Source organism: Stenotrophomonas sp. STEN008, assembly GCF_056760435.1.
Genome location: NZ_JBRRET010000020.1, coordinates 1 through 18,502 on the forward strand (window position 1 = coordinate 1; position 18,502 = coordinate 18,502).

An 18,502-nucleotide genomic window follows, 5' to 3' on the forward strand; every position below is an offset into this window, starting at 1 on the left:
CCCGCCCCCCCCGCGCCCCCCCCCCCCCCGCCCCCCCCCCCCCCCCGCCCCCCCCCCCCCCCCCCCCCCCCCCCCCCCCCCCCCCCCCCCCCCCCCGCCCCCCCCCCCCCCCCCCCCCCGCCCCCCCCCCCCCCCCCCCCCGCCCCCCCCCCCCCCCCCCCCCCCCCGCCCCGGCATCTACAGGAAGATCCAATGGCAGGACTGCGACTGATCGTCGGTCTGGGCAATCCCGGATCGGAGCACGCCCGGACCCGGCACAATGCCGGGTTTCATTTCGTTGAGGCCCTGGCGGAAAAGGCAGGGGCGCGATGGAACGTGGACAGCAAGCTGTTCGGCGAGACCGCCAAGGTCGAGATCGCCGGGCAGACGGTATGGCTGCTCAAGCCTGCCACTTTCATGAACCTCAGTGGCAAATCGGTCACCGCCGCGCAGCGGTTCTGGAAGATCGAGCCCGAGGAAACCCTGCTGGCGCATGATGAACTGGACCTCCCGCCCGGTGTGGCGCGGCTCAAGTTCGACGGCGGTCATGGCGGCCAGAATGGCCTGCGTGACACCATCCGCCTGCTGGGTCACGGCAAGTTCCATCGCCTGCGCGTGGGCATCGGCCATCCCGGCCACAAGGATCGCGTGGTGGGCTGGGTGCTGGGCCGCCCGTCCAAGGACGACGACCTGCTGATCGCGCGCGCCATCGACGATGCGATCGACGTGATGCCGCTGGCCGTGCAGGGCGATTTCAATGAAGCGATGAAGCGCCTGAACACCCCGAAGTAGCTGCCAACCCCGGTTGGCACCCGCAATGATCGATTGAAACAGCTTGGGAAAGCGGCGCGCGCGCTGTTTTCCCAATCAATTTCACCCCAGAGGTTGTCAAAGATGGGTATCAAATGCGGCATCGTCGGCCTGCCCAACGTCGGCAAGTCGACCCTGTTCAATGCGCTGACCAAGGCGGGCATCGCCGCGGCGAACTTCCCGTTCTGCACCATCGAACCGAACGTCGGCATCGTGCCGGTGCCGGACCCGCGCCTGAACGAGCTGGCAGCGATCATCAACCCGCAGAAGGTCATTCCGACCGCCGTGGAATTCGTCGACATCGCCGGCCTGGTCGCCGGCGCTGCCAGCGGCGAAGGACTGGGCAACAAGTTCCTCGCGCACATCCGCGAAGTCGATGCGATCACCCACGTGGTGCGCTGCTTCGAGAACGCCGACGTCATCCATGTCAACAACAAGGTCGATCCCATTTCGGATATCGAAACCATCGATACCGAACTGGCCCTGGCTGATCTGGACAGCGTCGAGAAGGCGCTGAACCGCGCCGAGCGCGCTGCCAAGGGTGGCGACAAGGAGGCCGCCGCGCGCAAGCCGGTGCTGGCCAAGCTGCAGGCTGCGCTTTCTGACGGCAAGTCCGGCCGTTCGGTGGGTCTGGACGAGGAAGAGAAGGCGCTGGTGCGCGACCTGTTCCTGCTGACCCTGAAGCCGGTGATGTACATCGCCAACGTGCTGGAGGACGGGTTCGAGAACAACCCGCACCTGGAAGCCGTGCGCGCGCACGCTGCCGCCGAGGGCGCGCAGGTGGTACCGGTGTCCGCCGCGATCGAGGAAGAACTGTCGCAGCTTGACGACGAGGATCGCGACACGTTCCTGGCCGACCTGGGCCTGAGCGAGCCGGGCCTGAACCGCGTGATCAACGCGGCCTACAGCCTGCTGGGCCTGCAGACCTACTTCACTGCCGGCGTGAAGGAAGTCCGCGCCTGGACCGTGCGCAAGGGTGCCACCGCCCCGCAGGCCGCCGCGGTCATCCACACCGACTTCGAGAAGGGCTTCATCCGCGCCGAAACCATCGCGTATGACGACTTCATCAAGTACAAGGGCGAAGCCGGTGCCAAGGAAGCCGGTCGCCTGCGCCTGGAAGGCAAGGAATACCGCGTGCAGGAAGGCGACGTGCTGCACTTCCGCTTCAACGTCTGATCCAGCGGCATCGGATCGACCCCGGACGCCCCGCCCCGAGCGGGGCGTCCGCGTTTCCGGCATCCGTCCCTGCGCTGGATAAAAATTGACCATGCTCTGAAACGCCTGCAGCGCAACGTTCGCACACACTTGTCCACATCAAACCCCCACCGCTTTCCACGCGCGGTGTGGAAAACCCAGCGTGCCGCTGTAGAGCCGAGCCCATGCCCGGCTGATGCCAGCCGGAGCCGAGCATGGTCTCGGCTCTACAGAAGCTTGTCCGCACGCCGTGGACAAAATTTCACCACGCTTCGAGACGCCTGCGCGACAACGCTCTCACCCACTTGTCCACATCAAGTTCCCATTGCCTTCCACGCGCCGTGTGGAAAACAATCGCGGCCGTGGACAAAAAATAACCACGCATGGAAACGCCTGAGGCGCAAGGCTCTCGCCTACTTGTCCACACCAAGCCCCCATCGCTTTCCACGCGTGGTGTGGAAAACCACGGCCGACAGCAGATTCCGATTTCGGACTTGTTGCATGGTGCGCGGCGCGGTGCTGCTTCAGGCTGGCCTCTGACCCTTCCACTGACACGGTCGGCATCATGCCTGTGCGCGACCCGGAGAGTTGCTATGACGACGCGAACGTATGGGTGGGTAGTGGCGATCGCGGCCCTCGGGTTGCTTCTGGCCTACGGCTGCCAATACATGGTCGTGCGGCCTGCACGAGGGAGTGCATCAGCCCCGGAGTGCACTGCCGTCAGCCTGTTGAGTGCCATGCGCGAGCGGTTGCGACCCGAAGCGGACTTCAGCGAAAGCGGAGGTATCTACCTGGACTCTGTTGACCCGGAGGATCCAGAGGCACTGATCGCCTATGCAGCACTGGGTCGTATCTGCCAGGAGCCAGCAGGACGACGCACCGATGAGGGGCAGGCCGTTGCCAGACGGCTTGCCCGGATCGCATCCAGCTTCATCGTCGGGGGAAAGCTTGAGCCCGGTCGCTACGTCCTGACCGCGGCCACGACTGGCTCCCGGGGCGATGAAGTGGTCGCGGTGTCACCGGAACACCTTGCACTGCTGCGAAGCATGAACACCCGCACGCTGGGGAGAGCAGTGATGCTGATGGACAGCAAGCGTCCCTACGGTGATACGCATTACCTCTACATCGACATGGCCCGCGCGCTGGGGGAGCCGGTTCCGCTGGACGCGAATGGTAATGCGACGTTCGCGCCGGGGGTGATTGCCCGGTACGACGAACTGCATGGACAGATGATTGATGTGGTCCGTGTTTTCTGGCGCTTTGCGGAGCCGGCGCAGTCTACGTCCTGAGCGGAACTGCACGCGGAAGGGGACGGAGGCCTGCGCCCCCGTCTTCCCGCCTGAGTTCAATGCAGCGGCACGCCTTACAGCGCGCTGCCGCCGAACTTGTGCGTGTACTGCAGATTGATCGTGCGGCCCACGCTGTCGAACCAGGAGACGTCGTAGTACGGGTACGCCGTGTATGTGGCGTCCTTCGGCGGCATCTTGTTGAACACGTTGACCACAGACAGAGACAGGCGCGAGTGGTCGTCGAAGCGATACTGCACCGACGCGTTGTAGCGGTACGTGGCCCTGATGTACGGGCTGTCGCCGCTGTCCCAGTCGAACACCTGGTCGTAGCTGTCCGAGGTGGGCAGCTTGCCCAGTCGCGAACCGTACACGGTGGCCGACCACGCATCCTTTTCCCACGTCACACTGACGCTGCTCTTGGTGCGTGGGATGTCGAAGCCGCTGTTCACCGCGAACTGGTCCTCGATCGCATCGCCGGTGTAGCGCTGGAAATCGTGCTTCTTCACCCAGGTGTGGCTGCCGTTGAAGATGAAGTCACCGATACCGGTCTGCAGGCGGTAGCGCAGGCCTGCATCGATGCCTGAGGTCGACTCGCGTGCCACGTTGATCGGATTCACGTGCACCCCGTACAGGCGGCCGTCGGCGGTCCGGGTCACCCGCGCCAGTGCGTCCACGCAGGTCGGTGACGTGATGTCGGCGTCGCCCAGGCGGCAGTTCGCTTCACTGGCCAGGATCGTGCGCACGTCCATGTCCTGCACCTGCCTGCGCATGTCGATGTCGAACCAATCCACCGAAAGATCCAGCCCTGCGGCCGGCGACCAGACGAAGCCTGCGCTCCACGAGGTGCTGGTCTCCGGGTCCAGCTCGCGGTTGCCGCTGCGGCTGCGGATGACGTTGCGCTCGTAGTCCGAGCAGTCGTCGGCCTGTTCGGCGCGGCAGCTGTACAGGTCCTCGGCGCTGGTCTCGTCGTTGCCGGGGCCGGCAAACACGTAGTGCAGGTCCGGGGCGCGGAAGGCCGTGCCGTACGAGCCGCGCACCAGCAGGCTCTCGACCGGGCGCCACTCAAGGCCGCCGCTCCAGGTCGCCTTGCCGATCGTGTGGCCGGAGTAGCGGTACTGGTCATAGCGACCGGCCACGCTCAGGTTGATCGTCTCGTGCAGCGGCATGCGCAGCTCGGCGGCCGTTGCCCAGCGGTTGCGCGAACCCTTGCCGTCGGAATCCTTCCAGCTGTAGTAGTAGTACTGGGTCGCCAGCGGATCGGGATTCAGCGCGTAGGCCTGCTGGCCCACTTCCACGGTCGCGGCAAAACCGGCATCGCCGCCGGGCAGGGCGAACAGCGAGCCGTTGGTCAGGGTGAGGGCGGCCGTCTCGGTGCGGGACTTCGGGGTATAGGTGGTGCGTGCGGCGATCGCGTCGTACTCGGCGCGGGTCAGCGGTCGGTACAGCCGCGACGGGTCAGCGTTGTAGATCGGGAAGCCGTCGTCGTCCTCGCCCAACTGCGGGCCCAGGAACAGGTCGTTGGCCCTGCCGGCGATGATCTGTGGCCAGCTGATCCGCGACTGGTACTGCGAATGGCTCAACGCCGCTTCGTAATCCCAGTTGCCGGCCAGGTTGCCCTTGAAGCCGGTGGTCACGCTGAAGGTCTTCTGCGTGCTGCGCACCATCGCGTTGCGCAGGCCACCCATTTCCTCGGGCGAGAACTGACGCTGCCAGAACTCGATTTCGCCAGTGGCTTCGTTGCTGAAGTAGCCCGACTCGTCGCCGTCGGCGGCCATGCGGCCCCACGACGTCACGTCGCGCATCAGCGCCAGCGTGTGGTAACCCATCTGCACGTCGGCGAACCACTGCTGGCCGTTGTCGAAGTCATAGCTCAGCGAGGCATAGCCGTTGGCGCCGCGGCGCTTGCTGAGGATGGTGCCGTAGCCGATCGACGCGTCGCTGCCGCAGTAGTAGCCATAGCGGGGGCGGAAGGCATGGTAGGTGCTGCCCTGATTCTGTCCGCTCAGGGCATCGCAGGTGGCCGCGCCCGGATCCAGGTAGTCATCGTTGTAGTCGGTGCGCAGGTAGGCACGGCGGGCGATGCGCGAGCCCTCGGTCGGCCCGTCCTGGGTCGAATCCTGGATGTCGCGCTCATAGGCCCACAGCGGCGTCTGCGACTGCAGCTCCACGCTGTACACCGCATTGAAGCGGCCCGTGCTGAACCCGCTGGACAGGCTCATGTCGAAGGAATCGCCACCGCCCTCACTGGTGGTGCCCATGCGCACGTCGACCGTGGTGCCGTCGGCCTTCTTCTTGAGGATGAAGTTGACCACGCCGGCGATCGCGTCCGAACCATAGATGGCCGAGGCGCTGCCGGTCAGCACTTCGATGCGGTCGATCATGCCCAGCGGAATGTTGGACACGTCGGTGAAGTTGCTGCGGCCCTGGAACGGCATCGGGAAATCGGCGATGCGGCGGCCGTTGACCAGCACCAGGGTGTGGTTGGGTCCCAGCCCGCGCAGGTCGACCTGCTGTGCACCCGGCGAGAAGTCGGCGCCGCTGGAGGATTGCTGGCTCTGCGTCTCGCCACCGTTCTGGGTCATTGCCCGCAGCACGTCCGGCACGGTGGTGAAGCCGCTGGAACGGATCTGTTCGGCGTCGATCACCGTGATCGGGGCAGGGCCCTCGACCTGGGCGCGCGGAATGCGTGAGCCGGTGACCTGTACCGCATCGAGCTGCCGTACCGGAGAGGAGGCCGGAGCCTGGGCCGCCGCAGAAGCAGCAAGGCCCATCAACGCCAGCTGGATCGACCACGCCATCGCCTGTCTACGCATGAGAAGTTCCCGGAAGTAATGCCGGCCCGCAGAGGAGGGGCCCATCCCCCATTCAGATTTCCGCAATGGGCGCCGGCATTTAACGCCTTTTTCATGCCCTTGACTACTGATGACCCATCTGGCAAAGAGTGAAAACGCTTGCAGGTCGTTTCTGTTCAGGGAGATCAAGATGCGACGGTTCCATCGAAGGCTGCGTCACGTGCTTGCCGGCCTGGCAGTGCTGGTTCTCCTGGGCTCGCCGCTGGCCGCGTCCGCGCAGGACCTGCAGGGGCCGGGATTCGCCTATTACGAGACCGGCGATCTCGATGCCCCGCGACCGGGGCCGAGGGCGCCAGCGATGATGCTGATGGGCGGTGGAGAGTGGGTGCCGGAGGCGTTCCAGTGGTGGTTGAAGCAGGCCGGCAATGGCCGCGTGCTGATCCTGCGCGCCTCCGGCAGCGACGAGCTGCAGGAGCGTCTGCACCATGACATCGGCGGCACCACCGCCGTGCAGACCCTGGTGTTCGACAGCCGTCGTGGCGCCGACGACCCGGCCGTACTGCGGGTGGTGGCCGCGGCCGACGCCATCTTCATCGCCGGCGGCGACCAGTCGCGCTACATCCGCTTCTGGAAGGGGACCGCACTCAACCGCGCGCTCAATGCCCACGTCCGTGCCGGCAAACCGATCGCCGGCACCAGTGCCGGATTGGCGATCCTCGGTGGCTATGCCTACGGCGCGCTTGACGGTGGCAGCGTCACCTCCGCCGCCGCGCTGGCCGACCCGATGGGCAGCGCGGTGACGATGGACAGTGGCTTCCTGCAGATGCCCTATCTGCAGCGGGTGGTCACCGACACCCACTTCGACCGGCGTGATCGTCTCGGTCGCCTGATCGTTTTCGTTGCCCGTGCCGCGCAGGACAGTGGCGACCCGGACATGATCGGCATCGGCGTGGACGAAGACACCGCGCTGTGCGTGGAGCCTGACGGACGCGCGCAGGTCTACAGCGCCGATGGTCATGGCAGGGTCTGGGTGGTCCGCCCGGGCCGTGGCGCGGACCGGCTGACCCAGGGCGAACCGCTGCGTTTCCACGCTGTGCCGGTTACCGTGGTGGCAAGCGGTGGCCGCATGCGGCTGGACGACTTCCAGGCCGACGCCGACTATCACGCAGCGGTCGATGTTGACGGTGGCCGGATTGAACTGATCCGTCGCTGACCGCTGCTGCCGGCCGCGCGCCGGCGCTTCCCTTCAGGCATCTCGTCGAGCCTGCTCGATGCCATCGCTTCCATTTCCGGAGATATCGATGAAGCTTCATCTGGCGCTGTCTGCGCTGCTGTCCCTGCCGTTGCTCGCCCATGCTGCGCCGGATGCGTCGCCCCTGCTGGTCATCCATGGCGGTGCCGGCGTCGAGCGCAAGGATCTGTCCGCCGCCGAGGAGAAGGCGGCACGTGCGGCACTCCGTGCGGCGCTGCTGAAGGGACATGCCGAGCTGGCAGCCGGTCGCCCTGCACTGGCGGCGGTCACCGCAGCGATCACCGTTCTCGAGGACGATCCCACGTTCAATGCCGGCAAAGGCGCGGTGTTCACCCACGACGGGCGCAACGAGCTGGATGCGGCCGTGATGGATGGCGCCACCCAGGCGGCCGGCGCGGTGGCCGGCGTGCAGCGCGTACGCAACCCGATCCTGCTGGCAACGGCCGTGATGCAGGAATCGAAACACGTGATGATGGTCGGGCAGGGCGCTGAGGCGTTCGCCGTCGAGCAGGGCATGACCCTGGTCGATCCTTCGTACTTCCGCACCGACAAGCGCTGGCAGCAGCTGCAGCGCGCACTGAAGGAGGAGGCCGGCGGCCAGGCCCACGCCGACCTGGAAACGGCCCGGCACTTCGGCACGGTCGGTGCGGTTGCGCTGGATGCGCAGGGGCGCCTGGCAGCGGGGACCTCCACCGGAGGAATGACCAACAAGCGCTACGGGCGCGTCGGCGATTCGCCGATCATCGGCGCCGGCACCTGGGCCGATGCACGCTGTGCGGTGTCGGGAACCGGGTGGGGCGAGTACTACATCCGCACCGCTGCCGCGCACGAGATCTGCGCGCGTATCCGCTACCAGGGCCAGTCGCCGGCGGAGGCGGGCAGGGGCGTGATCAACGAGGCGATTCCGCAGATGGGTGGGGATGGCGGTGCGATCGTGCTCTCCGCCGATGGAAAAGCGGCCACGCCGTTCAACACGCAGGGCATGTACCGCGGCTGGATCGGTGCCGACGGCGTTCCGCATGTGGCGATCTTCGCCGACGAGGCCTTGGCACTGCCCGGGCAATAGGCTTGCGTATCAAAGGGTTTGCGACGCATGTGAAAAAAAGTGAAAAAAAGCGTTGACAGGCCCCCGCTTCATCTCCAGAATTGCGGGCTCACCACCACACACCGCAACGCTTCGGCGGCACGGGATGGGGTTGAAACGGAGGGATACCCAAGCGGCCAACGGGGGCAGACTGTAAATCTGCTGGCTTACGCCTTCGGTGGTTCGAATCCACCTCCCTCCACCAGCTTCACGTTGTGGCACTTCCCGGTGCGGGAGTAGTTCAATGGTAGAACCTCAGCCTTCCAAGCTGATGGTGCGGGTTCGATTCCCGTCTCCCGCTCCATTGAATGAACTTTGAATATTATCGAGTTCATGCCATAATGCAAAACTCGCTCACGTAGCTCAGTCGGTAGAGCACTTCCTTGGTAAGGAAGAGGTCGAAGGTTCGATTCCTTTCGTGAGCACCATCTTCAGCACCACACCAGACGAATTCGAGATAAGCAGCCATGGCCAAGGGTAAGTTCGAGCGCACCAAGCCGCACGTCAACGTCGGCACCATCGGTCACGTCGACCACGGCAAGACCACGCTGACCGCCGCGCTGACCAAGATCGGCGCCGAGCGCTTCGGTGGCGAGTTCAAGGCGTATGACGCCATCGACGCCGCACCGGAAGAAAAGGCTCGTGGTATCACGATCTCGACCGCGCACGTCGAATACGAATCCCCGACCCGTCACTACGCCCACGTTGACTGCCCGGGCCACGCTGACTACGTCAAGAACATGATCACCGGTGCTGCCCAGATGGACGGCGCGATCCTGGTGTGCTCGGCCGCTGACGGCCCGATGCCGCAGACCCGCGAGCACATCCTGCTGTCGCGTCAGGTCGGCGTGCCGTACATCGTGGTGTTCCTGAACAAGGCTGACATGGTCGACGACGCCGAGCTGCTCGAGCTGGTCGAAATGGAAGTGCGCGAACTGCTGAGCAAGTACGAGTTCCCGGGCGACGACACCCCGATCATCTCGGGTTCGGCCCGCTTGGCGCTGGAAGGCGACCAGAGCGAGATCGGCGTGCCGGCGATCCTGAAGCTGGTCGACGCGCTGGACACCTGGATTCCGGAGCCGGAGCGTGCGATCGACAAGCCGTTCCTGATGCCGGTGGAAGACGTGTTCTCGATCTCGGGCCGCGGCACCGTGGTGACCGGTCGTATCGAGCGCGGCGTGATCAAGGTTGGTGACGAAATCGAAATCGTCGGTATCCGTCCGACCCAGAAGACCACCGTGACCGGCGTGGAAATGTTCCGCAAGCTGCTGGACCAGGGCCAGGCAGGCGACAACGCCGGTCTGCTGCTGCGCGGCACCAAGCGTGACGACGTCGAGCGCGGCCAGGTTCTGGCCAAGCCGGGTTCGATCACCCCGCACACCGAGTTCGAAGGCGAAGTGTACGTGCTGTCGAAGGACGAGGGCGGCCGTCACACCCCGTTCTTCAACGGCTACCGCCCGCAGTTCTACTTCCGCACCACCGATATCACCGGCGCTGCCAAGCTGCCGGAAGGCGTGGAAATGGTGATGCCGGGTGACAACGTCAAGATGACCGTGACCCTGATCAACCCGGTCGCGATGGACGAAGGCCTGCGCTTCGCCATCCGCGAAGGTGGCCGCACCGTCGGCGCCGGCGTGGTCTCGAAGATCATCAAGTAAGCCTGCAGTACCGGCGGTTGCATAGCGCTGCCGGTCGCGCGAGTGGCGGGCCGGGAACCTCGGTCCGCCTTCGCCGTCTAAGGGAAGGCAAGTTTCAAAACGTACGCCAGTAGCTCAATTGGCAGAGCAGCGGTCTCCAAAACCGCAGGTTGGGGGTTCGAGTCCCTCCTGGCGTGCCATCTGCCCACCTTATCCAGCGGCTCTTGCCGCTAAAGCAGACACACCGGATGAATAGCAAGATCGAACATTCCAAGGACACCTCCGCCAGCGGTGGAGATATCGTCAAGTACGTTGCCGCATCCCTGCTGGTGCTGGCGGGTCTGTTCGTCTGGTTCTGGTTCTCCGCCGACTCCGGTCGCGCCGCCCAGCTGGGCGCGTGGGCGGGTCAGCTGCGTGCGTTGGCGGTCGTGGTCGGTCTGGTTGGCGGTATCGGCGTGTTCATGCTGACCGGCAAGGGGCGCGACACCCGCGAATTCCTCTCCGAGTCGCGCTTCGAACTGCGCAAGGTGGTCTGGCCGACGCGCCAGGAAGCCGTTCGCATGACCTGGGTCGTGATTGTCGTGGTGCTCATCCTCAGCCTGCTGCTGGGTGGCTTCGACTTCCTGATCCAGAAACTGACTCAGTGGTTCCTGAGCCGCTAAGGAGAATTGCATGAAGCGTTGGTACGTCGTTCACGCCTATTCGGGCTTCGAGAAGTCGGTGGCGCAGGCTCTGCGTGATCGCATCGTCCGTGATGGCATGGAAGAGCGCTTCGGCGACGTCCTGGTTCCGACCGAGGAAGTGATCGAGATGCGCGCCGGCCAGAAGCGCCGGTCCGAGCGCAAGTTCTTCCCGGGTTACGTGCTGGTCCAGATCGAGACCCACGAAGAGGCCGGTATTCCGCGCATCGACAACGAAAGCTGGCACCTGGTCAAGGAAACCCCGCGCGTGATGGGCTTCATCGGCGGTACCGCCGATCGTCCGCTGCCGATCGCCGATTCCGAAGCCGAGTCCATCCTGAACCGCGTTCAGGAAGGTGTCGAGAAGCCGCGTCCGAAGGTGCTGTTCGAGCCGGGCCAGATGGTCCGCGTCACCGATGGCCCGTTCAACGATTTCAATGGTGTGGTCGAAGAAGTCAACTACGAGAAGAGCCGTCTGCGCGTCTCGGTGCTGATCTTCGGTCGTGCCACCCCGGTCGAGCTCGAGTTCGGCCAGGTCGAGAAGCAGACCGGCTGATGCCCGGTGATGCTGCCGGCCACGGGCTGGCAGCCTTCAGGTCGCCCTCCCTGTTCAGACAGGGCGCCCAAAATCTGATATAGTGCGCGGCTCCCCGCTGGGAAGCCAGCAGGACGAGGCCACCGCAAGGTGGCCTTCGGCATGATTTCAAAACGCGATGCCGGGACGCGTGATTCCCGGTCCGATGGGGAGCCTGTTGTCGAAAGGCGCTAGCACCCGGAGAGTACTCACATGGCAAAGAAAGTTGTCGGTTACATCAAGCTGCAGGTGAAGGCCGGTCAGGCCAACCCCTCGCCGCCGGTCGGTCCTGCGCTGGGTCAGCGCGGCCTGAACATCATGGAATTCTGCAAGGCGTTCAACGCTGCCACGCAGAAGCTCGAGCCGGGTCTGCCGGTTCCGGTGATCATCACGGCCTACTCGGACCGTACGTTCACCTTCATCACCAAGAGCACCCCGGCCACCACCCTGCTGAAGAAGGCCGCTGGCATCTCGTCGGGCTCCAAGCGCCCGAACACCGAGAAGGTCGGCAAGGTCACCCGTAAGCAGCTGGAAGAGATCGCCAAGGCGAAGGAACCGGATCTGACTGCCGCCGACCTGGACGCCGCCGTGCGTACCATCGCTGGCTCTGCCCGTTCCATGGGCCTCGTGGTGGAGGGTTAAGAAGATGGCACAGACCAAGCGTGAGAAGGCCATCAAGGCCGCCGTCGTTCCGGGCAAGGCTTACGCCTTCGAGGACGCGATCAACATCCTGAAGAGCGCCACCAAGGCCAAGTTCGTCGAGTCGATCGACGTTGCTGTGCGCCTGGGCGTCGACGCGAAGAAGTCCGACCAGCAGGTCCGTGGCTCCACCGTCCTGCCGGCCGGTACCGGCAAGTCGGTCCGCGTTGCCGTGTTCGCTCCGGCCGGTGCCAAGGCTGATGAAGCCCTGGCCGCTGGCGCCGAAGCCGTCGGCATGGATGACCTGGCCGAGAAGATGCAGGCCGGCGATCTGAACTACGACGTCGTCATCGCGACCCCGGACGCCATGCGCGTTGTCGGTAAGCTGGGCACCGTGCTGGGCCCGCGCGGCCTGATGCCGAACCCGAAGGTCGGCACCGTTTCCCCGAACCCGGGTGAAGCCGTGAAGAACGCCAAGTCGGGCCAGGTCCGTTACCGCACCGACAAGGCTGGCATCATCCACTGCACCATCGGCAAGGCCGACTTCGCCGAAGACGCGTTGAAGTCGAACCTGACCGCGCTGCTGCTGGACCTGATCAAGGCCAAGCCGGCCACCTCGAAGGGCACCTACCTGCAGAAGGTTTCGGTCAGCTCGACGATGGGCCCGGGCGTCACCGTCGACCAGTCGTCGCTGACCCTGAAGTAATTGTTTCAAGCGGTCACGGTACTTTCGGGTGCCGTGACCGTGACATTTGAAGGCATCGCAGGCAGCCCACCGCCTGCGGTAGCCGTCAAAGACCGCAGGCGCGGTCGTGGCAGGGCCGGCGACGGGCACGGAAGCTCGATATGGCAGGGAGTCGCCGCCGGAACAGTCATGAACGCTTAATCGATTCCCCGGAATCACCCTGCGTAGATGGTGCCCTTCTGGAGTTTTTCTGGTTCACGCACGTCTGGGTTTCCCAGGTTGGCCCACTCCAGGTCTAGAACGGCCCACCCCCCGGAACATCATCCTGGTGTTCCCGGCGTCCAGGACGGATGCCGCACAGGACCGCACACGGCAGGAGCCGTAAGCGGAGTTCAATTGGAGGAGTGCAATGGCTCTCAATCTGTCCCAGAAGCAAGAAGTAGTCGCCGAGCTGGCAGACGTCGCCGCCAAGGCCCACTCCTTGATCGCAGCCGAATACGCTGGCACCACGGTCGCCCAGATGACCGCGATGCGCAAGCAGGCTCGTGAAACCGGTGTTTTCTTGAAGGTTGTCAAGAACACCCTGGCTTCGCGCGCCGTTGAAGGCACCGAGTTCGCCGTGGCCCAGGACCAGATGGTTGGTCCGCTGCTGTACGCGTTCTCGCTCGAGGAGCCCGGCGCTGCCGGTCGCCTGATCAAGGAAGCCGCCAAGGGCAACGACAAGCTGAAGGCTAAGGTCGTCGCCATCGGTGGCGAAGTGTTCCCGGCAAGCCACGTCGACGTGCTGGCCTCGCTGCCGACCCGCGATCAGGCCCTGGCCATGCTGGCCCGCGTCCTGACCGAGCCGGTCACGATGTTCGCCCGCGCCATCAAGGCTGTTGGCGAGAAGCAGGGTGGTGGCGAAACCGCCGCTGCCGAGCCGGCCGCCGAGACCGCCTGAGTTTCGACTTACCGTGGTTCCTGACGGAACCTCAACCCAGAAAATCATCCAAAGGTATTAATCATGTCCCTTACCAACGAACAGATCGTCGACGCCATCGCCGAGAAGTCCCTGATGGAAGTGATGGAGCTGGTCAAGGCCATCGAAGAGAAGTTCGGCGTCTCCGCCGCTGCTCCGGTTGCCGTGGCTGCTGCCGCTGGCCCGGCCGCTGCTGTTGAAGAGCAGACCGAGTTCACCGTCACCCTGAAGTCGGCCGGCGAGAAGAAGGTCGAAGTCATCAAGGCCGTCCGCGCCATCACCGGCCTGGGCCTGAAGGAAGCGAAGGACCTGGCCGAAGCCGGTGGCGTCCTGAAGGAAGGCGCTTCGAAGGACGACGCCGAGAAGATGAAGAAGGACCTGGAAGCTGCTGGCGCGACTGTCGAAGTCAAGTAAGCACTTCCTTTGCATCGTCATCGATTCTCGGCGATGCAGCCAAGGCTGGGGGCGTAAGCCCCCGGCCTTTGGTCGTTGTTGCAGGCCCGCGTACTGCGCGGGTGGATTCAGGCGGTAGAAAGCCCAACACGGGCTGCGGTCAAATCCCGGCACGCCCGCGCATCGCGCGGCAGCAGGGAAGTAGATGCAGACGAGTTGGCAGTTGGAAGTAGCGGGAGAAGGCGTGCTGGTGCCGGCAATACCAGCGACTTCCAACTGACAATTTCAAAGTTCCCTTCAGGGTCGTGGACGCACGGCCCGCACAACAAGGTGGAAGACCTCATGACGTCCTATTCGTTCACCGAAAAGAAGCGTATCCGCAAGGATTTCGGCAAGCAGCGCTCGATTCTCGAAGTGCCGTTCCTGCTCGCGATCCAGGTGGATTCCTACCGTGATTTCCTGCAGGAGAACATCGATCCGGCCAAGCGTGCCGATCATGGCCTGCACGCCGCGCTGAAGTCGGTCTTCCCGATCGCCAGCTACAGCGGCAATGCCGCCCTGGAGTACGTCGGCTACAAGCTGGGCGAGCCGGTCTTCGACGAACGTGAATGCCGCCAGCGCGGCATGAGCTACGGAGCTCCGCTGCGCGTGACCGTGCGCCTGGTGATCTACGACCGCGAGTCGTCGACCAAGGCCATCAAGTACGTGAAGGAGCAGGAGGTCTATCTGGGCGAAATCCCGCTGATGACCGAGAACGGCACCTTCATCGTCAACGGCACCGAGCGCGTCATCGTCTCGCAGCTGCACCGCTCGCCGGGCGTGTTCTTCGACCACGACCGCGGCAAGACCCACAGCTCGGGCAAGCTGTTGTACAGCGCCCGCATCATCCCCTACCGCGGTTCCTGGCTGGACTTCGAGTTCGACCCGAAGGACGCGCTGTTCACCCGTATCGACCGCCGCCGCAAGCTGCCGGTGTCGATCCTGCTGCGCGCGCTTGGCTACAGCAACGAAGAGATGCTGGCCGAGTTCTTCGAGATCAACACCTTCCACATCAACCCGGATGAAGGCGTCCAGCTGGAGCTGGTGCCGGAGCGCCTGCGTGGCGAAACCCTGGGCTTCGACCTCGCCGACGGCGACAAGGTCATCGTGGAAGCCGGCAAGCGCATCACCGCGCGCCACATCAAGCAGCTGGAAGCCTCGGGCATTGCGGCCCTGGCCGTGCCGGACGACTACCTGGTCGGCCGCATCCTGTCGCACGACGTGGTCGATGCCTCGACCGGCGAACTGCTGGCCCAGGCCAATGACGAAATCAGCGAAGAGCAGCTGCAGAACTTCCGCAAGGCAGGCGTCGATGCGGTCGGTACCCTGTGGGTGAACGACCTGGATCGTGGTCCGTACCTGTCCAACACCCTGCGCATCGATCCGACCAAGACCCAGCTGGAAGCACTGGTCGAGATCTACCGCATGATGCGTCCGGGCGAGCCGCCGACCAAGGACGCCGCGCAGAACCTGTTCCACAACCTGTTCTTCACCTTCGAGCGCTACGACCTGTCCGCGGTCGGCCGCATGAAGTTCAACCGTCGCGTGGGCCGCAAGGAAACCACCGGCGAAGCCGTGCTGTACGACAGCAAGTACTTCGGTGAGCGCAACGACGAAGAGTCCAAGCGCCTGGTCGCTGCCCATGGCGACAGCTCCGACATCCTGGACGTGATCAAGGTCCTGACCGAGATCCGCAATGGTCGCGGCGTGGTCGACGACATCGATCACCTGGGCAACCGTCGCGTGCGCTCGGTCGGTGAAATGGCCGAGAACGTGTTCCGCGTCGGCCTGGTCCGCGTCGAGCGCGCGGTCAAGGAACGCCTGTCGATGGCCGAGTCCGAAGGCCTGACGCCGCAGGAACTGATCAACGCCAAGCCGGTCGCTGCCGCCATCAAGGAGTTCTTCGGCTCCTCGCAGCTGTCGCAGTTCATGGATCAGAACAACCCGCTGTCGGAAGTGACCCACAAGCGTCGCGTCTCGGCCCTGGGCCCGGGCGGCCTGACCCGTGAGCGCGCCGGCTTCGAAGTGCGCGACGTGCACCCGACCCACTACGGCCGCGTCTGCACCATCGAAACGCCGGAAGGCCCGAACATCGGCCTGATCAACTCGCTGGCCGTGTACGCCCGCACCAACCAGTACGGTTTCCTCGAGACCCCGTACCGCAAGGTCGTGGACGGCAAGGTCTCCGACGAGATCGAGTTCCTGTCGGCGATCGAGGAAAACGAGTACGTCATCGCCCAGGCCAACGCCCTGACCGATGCCAAGAGCATGCTGACCGAGCAGTTCGTGCCGTGCCGCTACCAGGGCGAGTCGCTGCTGAAGCCGCCGGCGGAGGTCCACTTCATGGACGTCTCGCCGATGCAGACCGTGTCGATCGCGGCCGCGCTGGTGCCGTTCCTGGAGCACGATGACGCCAACCGCGCACTGATGGGCGCGAACATGCAGCGTCAGGCCGTGCCGACCCTGCGTTCGCAGAAGCCGCTGGTCGGCACCGGCATCGAGCGCGCCGTGGCGCGTGACTCCGGTGTGACCGTGAACGCCCGTCGTGGCGGTGAGATCGTGCAGATCGACGCTGCCCGCATCGTGGTCAAGGTGGTCGAGGAAGAGATCGTCGGTGCCACCGACGCCGGCGTCGACATCTACAACCTGGTCAAGTACACCCGTTCCAACCAGAACACCTGCATCAACCAGCGTCCGCTGGTCCAGGTGGGTGACGTCATCGCCCGCGGCGACGTGCTGGCCGACGGTCCGTCCACCGACATCGGCGAACTGGCTCTGGGCCAGAACATGCTGATCGCGTTCATGCCGTGGAACGGCTACAACTTCGAAGACTCCATCCTGCTCTCCGAGCGCGTGGTGGAAGAGGATCGCTACACCACGATCCACATCGAAGAGCTGACCTGCGTCGCGCGCGATACCAAGCTGGGGCCGGAGGAAATCTCCGCCGACATCCCGAACGTTTCCGAGCAGGCGCTGAACCGCCTGGACGAGAGCGGCGTGGTGTACATCGGTGCGGAAGTCCGCGCCGGCGACATCCTGGTCGGCAAGGTCACGCCGAAGGGCGAGAGCCAGCTGACCCCGGAAGAGAAGCTGCTGCGCGCGATCTTCGGCGAGAAGGCTTCGGACGTTAAGGACAGCTCGCTGCGCGTTCCGCCGGGCATGGACGGCACCGTCATCGACGTGCAGGTCTTCACCCGCGACGGCATCGAGAAGGACAAGCGTGCGCGCCAGATCGAAGAGTCGGAGATCAAGCGCGTCAAGAAGGACTTCGACGACCAGTTCCGCATCCTGGAAGCCGCCATCTACATGCGTCTGCGTTCGCAGATCGTCGGCAAGGTGGTCAACGGCGGTGCCGGCCTGAAGAAGGGTGACGTCATCACCGACGCGTACCTGGACGGCCTGAAGAAGGCTGACTGGTTCGTGCTGCGCATGAAGGACGAGGACGCTTCGGAAGCCATCGAGCGCGCCCAGAAGCAGATCCAGGCGCACGAGAAGGAATTCGAGCGTCGCTTCGCCGACAAGCGCGGCAAGATCACAGCAGGCGACGACCTGGCTCCGGGCGTGCTGAAGATGGTCAAGGTGTTCCTGGCCGTGAAGCGCCGCATCCAGCCGGGCGACAAGATGGCGGGTCGCCACGGCAACAAGGGTGTTGTGTCCAACGTGGTGCCGGTCGAGGACATGCCGTACATGGCCTCGGGCGAAACCGTGGACATCGTGCTGAACCCGCTGGGCGTGCCGTCGCGTATGAACATCGGCCAGATCCTGGAAGTGCACCTGGGTTGGGCCGCCAAGGGCCTGGGCCGCAAGATCCAGGCGATGCTGGAAGCCCAGGCGGCCGTTGCCGACCTGCGCCGGTTCCTGGACGACATCTACAACCACGATGACACCAACGTGGCCAACCGTGTCGACCTGTCGCAGTTCAGCGACGAGGAGCTGCTGCGCCTGGCCCGTAACCTCACCGACGGCGTGCCGATGGCCACCCCGGTGTTCGACGGTGCCACCGAAGCGGAAATCAAGCGCATGCTGGAACTGGCCGATCTGCCGAGCAGTGGCCAGACCCAGCTGTACGACGGCCGCACCGGTGAAGCGTTCGATCGCCACACCACCGTGGGTTACATGCACTACCTGAAGCTGAACCACCTGGTCGACGACAAGATGCACGCGCGTTCGACCGGTCCGTACTCGCTCGTCACCCAGCAGCCGCTGGGCGGCAAGGCGCAGTTCGGTGGCCAGCGCTTCGGTGAAATGGAAGTCTGGGCGCTGGAAGCCTACGGCGCGGCCTACACCCTGCAGGAAATGCTGACGGTGAAGTCCGATGACGTGCAGGGCCGCAACCAGATGTACAAGAACATCGTCGACGGTGAGCACGAGATGGTCGCGGGCATGCCGGAATCCTTCAACGTGCTCGTGAAGGAAATCCGCTCGCTGGCCATCAACATGGAACTGGAAGACAACTGATCCATGCCGGTGCGGCGGCTCTCTCCGCCGCGCCGCTGG

The 18,502-nt window shown here is 64.7% G+C and carries 14 protein-coding genes and 4 tRNA genes; 17 read left to right on the top strand and 1 reads right to left on the bottom strand.

The annotated features are described in order from the left end of the window. Positions 1-192 precede the first annotated feature (192 nt). From pth to ACVOME_RS11190, 3 genes are all read left to right on the top strand, one after another. Complete coding sequence (pth, locus tag ACVOME_RS11180; protein WP_053520316.1) at positions 193-771, top strand: aminoacyl-tRNA hydrolase; 579 nt, start codon at positions 193-195, stop codon at positions 769-771. 102 nt (positions 772-873) lie between these two features. Beyond that, positions 874-1,965 carry a redox-regulated ATPase YchF gene (gene ychF / locus ACVOME_RS11185; RefSeq protein ID WP_053520317.1) on the top strand — a complete coding sequence of 364 codons (1,092 nt, stop codon included), beginning with the start codon at positions 874-876 and terminating at the stop codon, positions 1,963-1,965. Between the two features lie 611 nt (positions 1,966-2,576). After that, positions 2,577-3,272 (top strand): hypothetical protein, encoded by a 696-nt coding sequence (locus ACVOME_RS11190; RefSeq protein WP_481505099.1) that lies wholly within the window; start codon positions 2,577-2,579, stop codon positions 3,270-3,272. A 74-nt stretch (positions 3,273-3,346) separates the two neighbouring features. Here the strand turns inward: ACVOME_RS11190 and ACVOME_RS11195 are convergent, their stop codons facing one another. Next, complete coding sequence (locus ACVOME_RS11195) at positions 3,347-6,085, bottom strand: TonB-dependent receptor plug domain-containing protein (protein ID WP_164153089.1); 2,739 nt, start codon at positions 6,083-6,085, stop codon at positions 3,347-3,349. Positions 6,086-6,254: 169 nt separating this feature from the next. Between ACVOME_RS11195 and ACVOME_RS11200 the strand changes: the two genes are divergently transcribed. From ACVOME_RS11200 to rpoB, 14 genes are all read left to right on the top strand, one after another. Next, positions 6,255-7,277 (top strand): cyanophycinase, encoded by a 1,023-nt coding sequence (locus tag ACVOME_RS11200; protein WP_053520321.1) that lies wholly within the window; start codon positions 6,255-6,257, stop codon positions 7,275-7,277. Positions 7,278-7,365: 88 nt separating this feature from the next. Next, on the top strand, positions 7,366-8,382 hold the full coding sequence (locus ACVOME_RS11205; RefSeq protein WP_065182867.1) for an isoaspartyl peptidase/L-asparaginase family protein: 1,017 nt from the start codon (positions 7,366-7,368) through the stop codon (positions 8,380-8,382). A 137-nt stretch (positions 8,383-8,519) separates the two neighbouring features. Further along, positions 8,520-8,605, top strand: a tRNA-Tyr gene (locus ACVOME_RS11210). Between the two features lie 25 nt (positions 8,606-8,630). After that, positions 8,631-8,704: transfer RNA gene (locus ACVOME_RS11215), tRNA-Gly, on the top strand. A gap of 48 nt (positions 8,705-8,752) precedes the next feature. Next, a tRNA-Thr gene (locus ACVOME_RS11220) sits at positions 8,753-8,828 on the top strand. 39 nt (positions 8,829-8,867) lie between these two features. Next, complete coding sequence (tuf, locus tag ACVOME_RS11225; protein ID WP_065176003.1) at positions 8,868-10,058, top strand: elongation factor Tu; 1,191 nt, start codon at positions 8,868-8,870, stop codon at positions 10,056-10,058. Positions 10,059-10,161: 103 nt separating this feature from the next. Next, positions 10,162-10,237, top strand: a tRNA-Trp gene (locus ACVOME_RS11230). Between the two features lie 48 nt (positions 10,238-10,285). After that, the gene (gene secE / locus ACVOME_RS11235; protein WP_053519951.1) at positions 10,286-10,699 is read left to right on the top strand and encodes a preprotein translocase subunit SecE; all 414 of its coding nucleotides are present in this window, start codon (positions 10,286-10,288) and stop codon (positions 10,697-10,699) included. A 10-nt stretch (positions 10,700-10,709) separates the two neighbouring features. After that, positions 10,710-11,273 (top strand): transcription termination/antitermination protein NusG, encoded by a 564-nt coding sequence (gene nusG, locus ACVOME_RS11240; RefSeq protein WP_053519952.1) that lies wholly within the window; start codon positions 10,710-10,712, stop codon positions 11,271-11,273. 231 nt (positions 11,274-11,504) lie between these two features. Beyond that, entirely contained in the window at positions 11,505-11,933 is a 429-nt protein-coding gene (gene rplK, locus ACVOME_RS11245) for a 50S ribosomal protein L11 (protein WP_004145248.1), read from the top strand. Positions 11,934-11,937: 4 nt separating this feature from the next. Then, entirely contained in the window at positions 11,938-12,636 is a 699-nt protein-coding gene (gene rplA / locus ACVOME_RS11250) for a 50S ribosomal protein L1 (RefSeq protein WP_004154350.1), read from the top strand. 388 nt (positions 12,637-13,024) lie between these two features. Beyond that, positions 13,025-13,555 carry a 50S ribosomal protein L10 gene (gene rplJ / locus ACVOME_RS11255; RefSeq protein ID WP_053519953.1) on the top strand — a complete coding sequence of 177 codons (531 nt, stop codon included), beginning with the start codon at positions 13,025-13,027 and terminating at the stop codon, positions 13,553-13,555. Between the two features lie 63 nt (positions 13,556-13,618). Then, on the top strand, positions 13,619-13,987 hold the full coding sequence (rplL, locus tag ACVOME_RS11260) for a 50S ribosomal protein L7/L12 (protein ID WP_053519954.1): 369 nt from the start codon (positions 13,619-13,621) through the stop codon (positions 13,985-13,987). Positions 13,988-14,308: 321 nt separating this feature from the next. Continuing rightward, on the top strand, positions 14,309-18,463 hold the full coding sequence (gene rpoB, locus ACVOME_RS11265) for a DNA-directed RNA polymerase subunit beta (RefSeq protein ID WP_053519955.1): 4,155 nt from the start codon (positions 14,309-14,311) through the stop codon (positions 18,461-18,463). Positions 18,464-18,502: the final 39 nt, after the last annotated feature.